Origin of the sequence: Noviherbaspirillum humi, assembly GCF_900188095.1 — a bacterium.
Classification (GTDB): domain Bacteria; phylum Pseudomonadota; class Gammaproteobacteria; order Burkholderiales; family Burkholderiaceae_D; genus Noviherbaspirillum; species Noviherbaspirillum humi.
On record NZ_FZOT01000026.1, the window covers coordinates 36,449 to 47,655 of the forward strand.

At 58.9% G+C, this 11,207-nt stretch carries 14 protein-coding genes; 13 read left to right on the plus strand and 1 reads right to left on the minus strand.

What is annotated here, in order from left to right:
* The first annotated feature begins 12 nt into the window (after positions 1–12).
* The 13 genes from CHB88_RS22660 (at position 13) to CHB88_RS22720 (ending at position 10,659) form a co-directional block, all read left to right on the plus strand.
* Positions 13–585, plus strand: a complete 573-nt coding sequence (locus CHB88_RS22660; protein ID WP_089401633.1) for a hypothetical protein — start codon at positions 13–15, stop codon at positions 583–585.
* The gene (locus CHB88_RS22665) at positions 567–1,637 is read left to right on the plus strand and encodes a hypothetical protein (RefSeq protein ID WP_143131441.1); all 1,071 of its coding nucleotides are present in this window, start codon (positions 567–569) and stop codon (positions 1,635–1,637) included. Before CHB88_RS22660 ends, CHB88_RS22665 begins: the two co-directional genes overlap by 19 nt.
* Complete coding sequence (locus tag CHB88_RS22670; protein ID WP_143131442.1) at positions 1,637–2,869, plus strand: hypothetical protein; 1,233 nt, start codon at positions 1,637–1,639, stop codon at positions 2,867–2,869. Before CHB88_RS22665 ends, CHB88_RS22670 begins: the two co-directional genes overlap by 1 nt.
* Positions 2,869–4,536, plus strand: coding sequence for a hypothetical protein (locus CHB88_RS22675; protein ID WP_089401636.1), 1,668 nt, complete (start codon positions 2,869–2,871; stop codon positions 4,534–4,536). The genes CHB88_RS22670 and CHB88_RS22675 overlap by 1 nt, the downstream gene beginning before the upstream one ends.
* Positions 4,537–4,660: 124 nt before the next feature.
* Complete coding sequence (locus CHB88_RS22680; protein ID WP_089401637.1) at positions 4,661–6,064, plus strand: packaged DNA stabilization protein; 1,404 nt, start codon at positions 4,661–4,663, stop codon at positions 6,062–6,064.
* Positions 6,061–6,405: a hypothetical protein gene (locus tag CHB88_RS22685; protein ID WP_143131443.1), complete on the plus strand. Its 345-nt coding sequence runs from the start codon at positions 6,061–6,063 to the stop codon at positions 6,403–6,405. The genes CHB88_RS22680 and CHB88_RS22685 overlap by 4 nt, the downstream gene beginning before the upstream one ends.
* 32 nt (positions 6,406–6,437) lie before the next feature.
* Positions 6,438–7,871, plus strand: coding sequence for a hypothetical protein (locus CHB88_RS22690; RefSeq protein WP_089401639.1), 1,434 nt, complete (start codon positions 6,438–6,440; stop codon positions 7,869–7,871).
* 3 nt (positions 7,872–7,874) lie between these two features.
* Positions 7,875–8,216, plus strand: coding sequence for a hypothetical protein (locus CHB88_RS22695; RefSeq protein ID WP_089401640.1), 342 nt, complete (start codon positions 7,875–7,877; stop codon positions 8,214–8,216).
* On the plus strand, positions 8,213–8,557 hold the full coding sequence (locus CHB88_RS22700; RefSeq protein ID WP_089401641.1) for a hypothetical protein: 345 nt from the start codon (positions 8,213–8,215) through the stop codon (positions 8,555–8,557). Before CHB88_RS22695 ends, CHB88_RS22700 begins: the two co-directional genes overlap by 4 nt.
* A gap of 30 nt (positions 8,558–8,587) precedes the next feature.
* A complete protein-coding gene (locus CHB88_RS22705; RefSeq protein WP_089401642.1) occupies positions 8,588–8,878 on the plus strand; it encodes a hypothetical protein in 291 nt (96 codons plus the stop codon).
* Positions 8,875–9,354 carry a glycoside hydrolase family 108 protein gene (locus CHB88_RS22710; protein WP_089401643.1) on the plus strand — a complete coding sequence of 160 codons (480 nt, stop codon included), beginning with the start codon at positions 8,875–8,877 and terminating at the stop codon, positions 9,352–9,354. Before CHB88_RS22705 ends, CHB88_RS22710 begins: the two co-directional genes overlap by 4 nt.
* Positions 9,354–9,758: a holin family protein gene (locus CHB88_RS22715; protein WP_089401644.1), complete on the plus strand. Its 405-nt coding sequence runs from the start codon at positions 9,354–9,356 to the stop codon at positions 9,756–9,758. The genes CHB88_RS22710 and CHB88_RS22715 overlap by 1 nt, the downstream gene beginning before the upstream one ends.
* Positions 9,759–9,918: 160 nt before the next feature.
* Positions 9,919–10,659, plus strand: coding sequence for a PEP-CTERM sorting domain-containing protein (locus CHB88_RS22720; protein ID WP_089401645.1), 741 nt, complete (start codon positions 9,919–9,921; stop codon positions 10,657–10,659).
* A 149-nt stretch (positions 10,660–10,808) separates the two neighbouring features.
* Here the strand turns inward: CHB88_RS22720 and CHB88_RS22725 are convergent, their stop codons facing one another.
* The gene (locus tag CHB88_RS22725; protein ID WP_089401646.1) at positions 10,809–11,189 is read right to left on the minus strand and encodes a hypothetical protein; all 381 of its coding nucleotides are present in this window, start codon (positions 11,187–11,189) and stop codon (positions 10,809–10,811) included.
* Positions 11,190–11,207 lie beyond the last annotated feature (18 nt).

Sequence of the window (11,207 nt, forward strand, 5' to 3'; positions counted from 1 at the left end):
GCCTTGACGCGCATGATCATCAAGCCAGCTGAAATTTATGGGGCGACGGTGCCGGCGCTCGGACTGACGCTTGCGGTGTCCGGTACGCGCTTGCCCTTGCTTGGCCTGATCAAGGCAGACAAGACGGGAATCGAGTTTGTCCATTCGGGCGAAGCGCCGCTGGTCATGCGACACAAGATCACCCGGCTGGCCCATGCGCTGCTTGCGCTGCCCGACCAGCGGGACCTGCCGGTTGAACACGAGTTTGCGGACGGGATGTATATCCGCAGGATGTTCATTCCAAAGGGCACGGTCCTGGTCGGCAAGATCCACAAGAAGGCGTGCGTGAACATGGTTGAGAAGGGCGACATTGCCATTCTCACCGAGACCGGCGCCAAGCGCGTGAAGGCAGGTTTTACCATCGTCTCGCCGCCCGGCCTACAGAAGGTCGGCTATGCGAACGAAGACACAGTGTTTACCAACATCTTCCGCACCGATGTGTCCGACCCGGAAAAGGTCGAAGAAGAGTTGATTTGGGAAAGTTACGAAGCCATGGAGCAGCAGCTCCCGAATGAAGGAGGCAAATCATGTCAGTCGGTTGGGTAGCAGCGGGCGCTACGCTCGTTTCGGGTTATATGGGATCCAAAGCGGCAGGCGATGCGGCCGATGCGCAGGCGCAGTCAGCGAGGGATGCCAACCAGACGCAATGGAACATGTTCAACCAGACCCAGCAGACGCAGCAGCCCTGGGTGGATCGCGGCAATGCAGCCGGCAACCGGCTACAGTACCTGCTTGGCATCTCCTCGTCCGGTAGCAACGGCGTTCCCAGCTACCAGCCGCTGACCAAGGCGTCGCTGGTCGATACCAGCGCCGGCGACTGGCGGCCGAATGCGGACCTCTACGCCTCGGACGCCGGTTACCGCAACGCCTGGGATCAGTTCATCACGGCCCATCAGCAGCGCTTTGGCGACTTGCCGAATCTGGCAAAAGGATCGGATCTTGCGGCGACGCAGGAAGCGCTGCTGGCCAATAGCGGACTGAACCTCGATGCACTGAATGCCTCGCGCCAGCAGGCGACGCAGCAGCAGACGCAGAGCGACCCCGCCTATGGCTCCCTGTTGCGCAACTTCAGCGCCGCCGACCTGCAGAACGATCCGGTGTATCAGTCGGGGCTGCAGTTCGGATTGGACGAGGTAACCAAGGGGATCAACAACATGGCGGCCGCCAGCGGCTCCCTGCTGTCAGGCGCCACGCTGAAGGCGCTGACGAAGTACGGCAATGACTACGCCAGCACGAAGGCCAACGACGCCTTCAACCGTTTCCAGACACAGAACACGAACACATACAACCGTCTTGCCGGTGTCGCCGGCACCGGGCAGCAAGCCAATGCACTGGTGGCGTCGGTGGGCCAGAACATGGCCAATAACGTCAGCCAGAACCAGATTGGCGTTGGAAATGCGCGCGCGGCGAGTGCGATTGGCTCGACGAATGCGCTGACCAATGGCATCAGCCAAGGCTGGGGCTTGTACCAGGGCAACCAGCTGTATAGCAAGTTGCTTGGTGGTGGCGGTGGCGGTGGCGGTGGCGGCAACGCACTAGGCAGCTCTCTCCCAACTGAAGGCTATAGCGGCATGTATGCCGAACTGGGGCTGAAATAATGGCTATCGACACTTCAATGTATGGCAGCATCCAGCCGCTCAAGATGGAAAATCCTCTGAATGCGCTGACTCAGGCCATGCAGGTGCGCGGCCTGCAAGATCAGAATGCGCTGGTGCAGTACAAACTCAGCCAGGCGCAGCGGAATGATGCCGTTGAAGAGAAAGCCCGAAATGTTTTGGCTCGCAATGGCGGCGATCTGAATAGCGCAATCAACAGCTTGATGTCAGAGGGACTCGCTGAGAAGGCTCTTGCTCTGAAAAAGTTGCAACTAGAGCAGTCCGAAAAAGAATCGACCATTGCCAAAAACAAGTCGGCCGCTGGCAAAACCGACATGGAAATGACCGCAGCTGCATTCAAACTGCACCAGCAACAGGTCAACAATGTGGCGACGCCCCAAGATGCTGAAGCATGGACGGCGGCAGCGTATGCGGATCCGGCCATCCGGCCATTCATGGAGCGGTTCGGCCCGCTCGACCAGGCCATCGCGCGTATTCGCCAAAATCTGACAACGCCTGAAGCGCTGCAGAAGTGGAAGATGGGCACATCGCTGTCGGCTGAAGATCTGATGAAGTACACCGAGCCAGATGCCAACGCGAAGCTGCAGTCCTCCACCTCGATCCGCAATACGGATGCAACGAATGCCACTTCTCGTGCAAACAACGCGGCGACCAATGCAACGACGATGCGGGGACAGAATCTGACCGATGCACGCGCCAGGGAGCAGGTTGCAGCTGGCAAAACGCAATACGACTCCGAGCGCGGTGGGGTGGTCAATTTCGCTACTGGTGAATTCAGGCCGGTGACGCAGGGCGGTGCGCCACTCCCATCCAAGGACGCGGGGCAGAAGCGAGATGACGCGAAGTCGGTGCTGAACCTGCTCGATATCGCCGATCCTCTGATCGATAAATCGACTCAGGGAATGATCGGGTCCGTAGTCGACCAGGCTGCACGCAGCGTCGGCAAGAGCCTGCCTGGAGACCAGGCGGCCGCTCAGTTGAAGGCGCTGGAAGGCATGCTCATCTCCAAAATGCCCAAGATGTCGGGGCCGCAGTCGGACAAGGATGTCCTGCTTTACCGGCAGATGGCTGGCCAGATCGGTGACGTCAATACTCCGGCGGCCACCAAGAAGGCGGCAATCCAGACCATCCGGCAGATCAATCAGAAATATCTCCAAGACAATGGCGGCGCACCGGCCGCCAGCGGCAACATCAAGTTTCTGGGATTCGAATAATGGCTATTGCTCGCATTCAGATGCCCGACGGGCGGATTACCCGTTTCGAGGTTCCCGATGGCACCACGCCGGAACAGGCGCAGTCGATGATCCAGTCGCATATATCGGCGCCTGATACGCCGGCCGCCAAGCCTGCGGACAATTCGCAGCTGGCGGATGCTGTTGGCGGTGTTATCAAAGGAGCTTCTCGAATCGGGACCACGCTGCTGACCCCAGTGGACTATCTCGCTCGTAAGGCGGGCTTCCAGAACGAATGGATTGGCCGCACCGACCGCGATCAAGCCATCGACCAGGTCATGAAAGACCGCGTCAATCCCGACTCGTTCGCCTACAAAGCCGGTGATATTGGTACCCAGATTGCGGGCACCGCTGGCGCTGGTGGCATGCTGGCTAAGGGGCTGGCAAAGGCAGCACCGGCGCTGGCCGAGTCGCCTTTCGGCGCGAAGCTGCTGGAGTCCATCGCGTCCAGCGGCTTTCGCACCGGCGCGGCGCCTGCCGCCTCGGTTGCCGGAAAAGCGACGGACATCGGCATCCGGGCGGCTGGCGGGGCGATCACCGGCGGCGCGTCGGCCGGCCTGGTAAATCCCGAAGATGCGAAATTCGGCGCGATGGTGGGCGGAGCACTGCCGTTGGCGGCACAAGCAGCTGGCAAGGCATTCCAAGTCGCTGGGCAGAAGCTGCGCGGCAGCGAAGTCTCCCCGGAGGTCAATGCGCTTGCCAAGCGGGCGTCGGAGCTCGGCATCGATGTGCCGGCGGATCGCCTAGTCAACAGCAAGCCTCTGAATGCAATTGCATCGGCGCTCAACTACGTGCCTTTCAGCGGCCGGGCCGGTACCGAGGCGGCCATGCAAAGCCAGCTTAACCGGGCGCTGAGCAGGACGGTGGGGCAGGATTCCGAAAACGTCACAGCCGCCTTGCGCAAGGCAACGGGCGATCTGGGCGCGAAGTTCGATCAAACTCTATCCAGCAATACCGTCAGGATCGACAACCAGCTGCTCGGCGAGCTCGCCAACCACGAGCAGACAGCCTTTAATGAGCTGAGCGATGAGAGTGCCCGGATCATCAAGAAGCAGATTGACGAGATCCTAGCGAAGGGCGCCACGGGCGAGATTGATGGTCAGGCAGCGTACAACATCAAGAAGACGCTGGATCGCATCGGCAGCCGCAATTCGAACGAGGCTTACTATGCGCGCGAGCTGAAAAAGTCGCTGATGGGAGCGCTCAACCGCTCCCTCAGCTCCGAAGATGCGGCGGCGTTTGCCAAGGTGCGCCAGCAGTACGGCAACATGCTTGAACTAGAGAACCTGGCTCAGAACGGCGTGGAAGGCAATATCTCGATTGCCCGCATTGCCAACATGAAGCACATCCGCAATCCGGAGCTGCAGGAGCTGGCCGACATTTCGGCGCAGTTTTTGAAACCGAGGGAAGGGCAGCACGGTGCCATGCAGCGGGCGGTTGCCGGCATGGCTGCTGGCGGTATGGGCGGTATTCCGGGGCTGGCTGGCATCGCCGCGACTGGGCGCGGCACCAACATGCTGCTCAATAGTGCGACGGTAAAGAATGCGCTGCTCGGAGAGGCGAATCCGGCGCTCGGGACTTCCGTTCGGAATGCGTTAGCCGCCGGCTACCGGATCGCGCCTGTCATCAGCGCCCAAGGAAGCCCTTGAGGAAGCCGAAGATGGCCGCGGCGACCACCACAACGATGAACTTGATTACCAAGTAATCTGTAAATTCCATTCGCTCCCCCTTGAACCCGCCTTGCGCGGGTTTTTCTGTTTTTAAGGATAGCACATGCCGGTTTACCCCCTTTTTGGGCTCAACCAGGGCGGCAAGTCGACTACGGTCTCGGCCGAGCGGCACCTGAACCTGTATGCCGAGATCGTGCCCGAGGGCGACAAGAGCCGCCTGGTGTTCTACGGCACACCCGGCCTGTCCCTGTTCACTTCGTTCGGCGACACGACGGTGCGCGGCGCGCTGGCGGTCGGCAACCTGCTCTACATGGTTCACCGCGGCACCCTGTATGAGGTCAACAACGCCGGCGTCAAGACGGCGCGCGGCACGCTCAACACGACATCGGGGCGGGTGGATCTAGCCTACAACGGCACTCAGATCGGCATCGTCGACGGGGTCAACATGTATCTCTACACGGTCAGCAGCAATGCCTTTGCGGTCGTGGCATCAGGCCTGTTTGCCAACCCGATTTCCATTACCTTTCAGGACGGCTATTTCATTGCCTGCTTTGCCAATTCCGGGCGGTTCCAGAAATCCAAGGCCTATGACGGAGCGACTTGGGATGCGCTCGACTTCGCCACGGCGGAATCCAACCCGGACAACCTGGTGCGCGTGCTAGCCGACCATGGCGAGCTGGTGCTCGCCGGCGAGCTGACGATCGAGTTTTGGGGTAACTCGGGCGGACAGGACTTCGCGTATTCGAACATCCGCGGCGCCACCCTGGAATTCGGCCTGGCGGCACCCTGGAGTCTGGTGAAATTCAACGACTCGCTCGCCGGCCTGTTCAAGAACCGCATGGGGCAGGTGCAGATCATGATGATGGCCGGTCACGCGTTGCAGAAGATCAGCACGCCGGAAGTCGATTACCTGATCAACAGCTATGCCACCGTCGCCGATGCCACCGCGTTCGCCTACATGCTGGGTGGCCATCCCATGTTGCAGGTGAATTTCCCCAGCGCTGGCAAGTCGTGGCTCTTTGATGCCTCTACCAGCTTGTGGACACCGCTGGAGTCGGGGCTCTCTGGAGGGCGGCACCTGGCGGAGATTCATGTCGATTTCCTGAACAAGCCGCGGGTGACCGACTACGCGAACGGTAACGTCTACAACCTCGACCCGGCCGTCTACACCGACAACGGGGCGCCTATTGCGCGCGAGCTGGTCGGTCGGCACCTAAACCAGAGCTATTCACTGCTGACGGTTCACCGGTTGCAGGTCGATTTCGAAACCGGCGTTGGCCAGGTCGATGGCTCGGATCCGCAGGCGCTGCTGCAGATCTCGCGCGACAACGGCCATACCTGGGGCAACGAGCTGTGGACGTCGATCGGCGTCATTGGCTCCTACCTGACGCGCGCGGTGTGGCGCCGGCTAGGCGCGGCACGCGACTTCCTGTTCAAGATCCGCGTCACCGATCCAGTCAAGGTCGTGATTACCGGAGCGTCGATCGAAGTGGAGCAGGGGCGATGAATAACCGGCCACCACTTACCGAAGATTCTGGCTCGCCTGGCTGGCAGAACTGGTTCAACCAGGTATTCGCCTGCCTAAACGGCTGGCGTTCCTCGTTCAGGACGTCAGTGATCTATGCCTTCGGCGCCATTCCTGCGCAGTCGCAGGCCTCAACGACGGTTGCTGTCAACAAGGCGCGTCCAGGCGATTCCGTGCTTGTGACTCCTGCCGCTGACACGCCGGGCATCAGTTACAGCGGTGTGGTCACGGCCAATGACACCGTCACGCTCTACGCCAAGAACTTCACCGCCGGCGCCATCACGCCGGCTTCCACAACGTTTCGCATCATCGTCCTTCAGTAGGAGCGGAAATGCCATCTGTCAGACTTTCACCCATGTTCAACGACCAGACGCTTACCGCCGCCGGCGCACCGGCAAGCGGCTACAAGCTCTGGACCTATGCCGCGGGCTCCAGTTCGCAGCTGTCGACCTACACCGATTCCAGCGGCACGGTTGCGCAGGCCAATCCAGTCGTCTTGAATGCCGCCGGATTCCCAGCTTCCCCCATCTGGTTGCAATCAGGACTTGGCTACAAGTTCGTTCTGACAGATGCGAATGGCGTCACGATTCGGACAGTCGACAATGTCTCCGGCGTCAATGACGTTGGCGCAACAGCCAATCAGTGGCAGCCCTCAGGCGCAAACCCGACCTATGTAAGCGCGAACAGTTTTACCTTGGCAGGTGATCAAACCGGCGAGTTTCATGTCGGTCGGCGCGTGCAGGCTACGGTGACTGCCGGCACGGTATACGGGACGATCACCAGCTCGGCTTATTCAGCATTGACCACTGTAACGCTTGCCATGGACGCAGGCGCCCTTGACGTCGGGCTTTCTGCAGTCAATCTAAGCATCCTTCGGGCCGACAAGCCGGCGTTGCCTTACCTGTCTGTCGCCGGAGTGCAAAAGCTCATCAATGGCGGCGCGGAAGTGGCCCAACGCGGAGCGGTTTCACTCACGACCAGCGCCCAGTATGGTCAGGTAGATCGGTGCGCGATCTGGGCATCGGGCGGTGTGGTGAGTGCGGGCAGCCTGGTTCAGAACACGGCTGCAGCGGTGGGGCGGACCGGCAAATCTGCCAGGGCATCGGGTGTGACGCTCACCGGGGCCGGCGTCATCTCCTGGCGCTACCGTATGGAAGCTGCCGATGCCATTAAGCTTAAGAATCAGGCTGGCTCGTTCCAGATCGCGGTCATGCACGATGTTGGCAACGCTGTCAATTACACGATCATCGTGCGCAAACCAACGGCGGCGGACAACTTCACTGCTGTCACGACAATCGCCACGAGTAGCTCGATGGCAGTGCCGACCGGAACGGCGACGCCGCTTGCGTTCCCTAATATTGCATTGGGTGACTGCTCGAACGGGCTGGAGATTGAAGTGCAGGCCGCCTGCGGAGCGGTGGTCACCAAGAACTTCGATTTCACCGAGTGGCAGCTGCAGGAAGGCGCCTCCGTGACGCCTTTTGAGCGGCGTGACATTCAGTCCGAGCTTGCCCGCTGCCAGCGCTACTACGAAAAAGGGAATTATTCCATTTGGAGTAGCGATGTCGGCGCAGTGAATTACACCTACTACACAGCCGTCTTCTTCAAGGTTCAAAAGCGGGTGACACCAACCGTAACAGCGACCAGCGCCGGCCAATCGTCCAACTTCCCTAGTGCAAGGGTAGCCAATGCACTTGGACCGGACATTATGCAGATCTACGCCACTTCGACGGCAGGCGGATCGCAGTCGTATTTCACGTCTACCTGGGACGCCACAGCGGAGCTATAAGCCATGTACAAACTCACTCAAACGAAAGCTATCTTGCGCCTGTCGGATGGCGCCACAATCCCTGCCGAACCGGCCAATACCGACTATGTGGCATTCCTTGACTGGAAGGCTGCCGGGAACATGCCCGAGCCGGCGGACGTCCCCGATCCGAACATTGCAGTCCTTGCGGAGATTGACCGCATCGAGACCGAGAACAAGGCAGGGCGCGGCGTACGCGAGTTCATCCTCGAAATCCTGGAAGAGAATGCGGGCGCACTCGGCGTTGATCCGCTGGAGAACATCTTGTATCGGAAGGCAAAGGCGGTTGACGACCAGATCCGGGCGTTGCGGGAGAAGCTCAAATGATCGGCCTCCAGCTTGCTGCCGGCTGCTTCGTCGGCTCCTATCTCCTCTGGCTCTTCTACTTGGCGGTGATGAGTCTCCAGCGCGCCAGGGATGCGGGGACGATCCCGAGACCGGCCTATCTGCTCGGCCTGCCGATCCTCTACCTCGGACTGTTCATCGATTTCGCTTGCAACATGGTGGTCGCCTCGCTGCTCTTCCTCGAGCTGCCGCGGGAGTGGCTGGTCTCGGCGCGCGTCTCCCGGCATTGCCGCTCCGGCGCTGGTTGGCGCAGCGCCCTCGGCTGCTGGATCTGCCATTCACTGCTGGATGCATTCGATCCGAGCGGCCGCCATTGCAAGTAACTCCGTAGCCGTCAACCACAAGGAAATACCATGCCGGACAAACTCAAAGAAACCATCATGCTGCCGGTCGCGATCCCAGCATGGGGCCTGCTGTGCATCATCGCCGGCGCCATCTATACGGCCGGCCAGATATCTCAGAAGCTGGACACGCTGATCGAGAACTACAGCCGCACTGAGCTGAAGGTTGCCGCCATCCATGAACGCCAGATCGGCGGGCTGGCGGCGATTGCCACCCTGCAGCAGCAGGCGCAGAGCCACGAGACTCGGCTCGCTTCGCTTGAGCGGGCTGCTGCGGCGAATGAGCGGGTGGTGCGCAGATGAGCTTCGATATCGCGATCAACCGGCTGCTCAAGAATGAAGGCGGCTATGTGAAGCATCCGGAAGACCCGGGCGGCGAGACTAACTGGGGTCTGTCAAAGCGCAGCTATCCGACGCTGGACATCAAGAACCTCACCCGCGACCAGGCGGTTGCCATCTACCGCCGCGACTTCTGGGAGAAGATCCATGCTGATGAACTTCCTGACGGAGTGGCTTTTCAAGCCCTGGATTTCGCCGTCAACAGCGGAATCGACACTGCTGTGCGCTACCTCCAGCGGGCCTTGGGCGTGGCTGACGATGGACATTGGGGGCCTGTCACTGCCGCTGCCGCCCGAACCATGAACGAGCCGAAGGTGGCGTGCCGATTGCTGGCCGAGCGGCTGGACTTCATGCGTCGGCTACGGACATGGTCGACGTTCGGCGCCGGCTGGGCGGGCAGGGTAGCGGACAACCTTCGGTTTGTGGCGGAGGATATGTGATGGCACTTGATGCCGTCACCGCCGTGCTCGACGTCGGCAGCAAGGTTATCGACCGGCTGTGGCCGGACCCTGGCCAAGCGGCTGCCGCCAAGCTCGAGCTATTCAAATTAAACCAGTCTGGCGAGCTGACGCAGATTGTCGGGCAGCTTGAGATCAACAAGGCCGAGGCGGCAAACGCTTCCGTCTTCACGTCGGGCTGGCGCCCGTTTATCGGTTGGGTTTGCGGCGCCGCGCTGGTCTATCAATACCTGCTGCGTCCGATAGTGACCTGGATAGCGCTACTGACAGGGCACACGCTACCGCCGCTGCCCGGGCTAGACGACAACCTGTGGCAGCTGCTGCTTGGCATGCTGGGATTGGGAAGCTTGCGTACCTTCGAGAAGATCAACGGAGTAGCGAAGTGATGACTGAAAGCTACCAATAGCAAATAGGGAAACGTGTCGAATTTCTTTACATCTACCGAGCTTCCTCGACATGTGTTTCCAATAAGCATTTGATTTAAATCAGATTTGTGATGCTGGCCCGTAAGTTGCTATAGAACAATTATTGAAACTAGGAGCCCTCATGAAAGCCATCACTTCGATTCTTGCCGCCGTCGCTCTTACAGTCGGTGTTGCCAGTTCCGCGTCTGCTACCGTCTTTACCTATACGTCGAGTGGGACGATTTCCGGTGATTATAGTGACAGTTACGATTACTCAGGTATTTTCGGTGGAGGTAGCCTCTTCGGCAAGTCCTTCACGCTAACAACCAGTTTCGATACTAATAATAATTACGGCAACGAAAGTTATCCTAATCAGTACAGCAATTCCTATGGTTACGCTCCAATAAGCGTTTCGGTTAATGTAGATGGACATTCGTACTCAACCACTATCACCAATAACAATTGGGGCCAAGGTTACATTGCCAACGGCTTGAGTGCAGGAAACGTAGCAGGTTATTACCTCGACGAGGTATATACCTACGGCTATGGAAATGCCAATGACGGTTCGTACATTCAAATGCAGCAATACGCTTATGATTACTGGGACGCGTTTGTCGGATCCTCTAACTCTTTAGACATTAGTCGTACTATTGACCCGTCTAATTTTTACGTAAACTACGCATATTTCTACTTGTCAGATCCAACTGCCGGTAGCACTTACTTCAACACTTACGGTGGAACCGCATATGGCGTTAGCAGTGGCATTCAGTCGATTGTTATAAACGGTGGTAACGTGCCGGAACCAGAGACGCTCGCTCTGTTTGGCATTGGACTGCTTGGATTCGTGGCGACACGGCGCAGGGCGAAGAAGCAAGCTGCCTGACCAATCCACAGCCTATTCCAAGCCCCGCTCACCGCGGGGCTTTTGCATTTCTAGGGAAGGAAAACGGCTTTGCGGACGCAAGACTGAACTGCTGGCGCAGGCGCCGGCGGTGAAATGAAAACTTCGCCCCCGATCGGTCTGTATCGCGCTCAGTCCAGTTCCACCAATATTCTAAGCATCTGGACCGCTACCTTTTTATGCTTTTCATCCAAGCGGGTGAAGTTGTGCAACAGTGATGCTGTCAGTAGATCCGTTGCTTGTGGCTCTGGCGTCGGATTCTGCGCCGGGGTTCCAAACCTGAGCCATTCAGGCTCGACGTTGAGCATTTGTGCCAGCACACGAATTTTGTTTTGGGTGGGAATCGCCTGTCCTATCAGCCATTTGCGAGCCGCGTGGATACTGACACCTTCGGAACTAACACTATTGAAGAGCTCGGCAAGCCTGGTTGCACTATTACTTTGGAAACCCGCCGTTTCCAAGGCGACGCTGAGGCGTTCGCTGAATTGTTCACGTTCGACCTGATTATTCATTGTTATTGGTGTTTATAT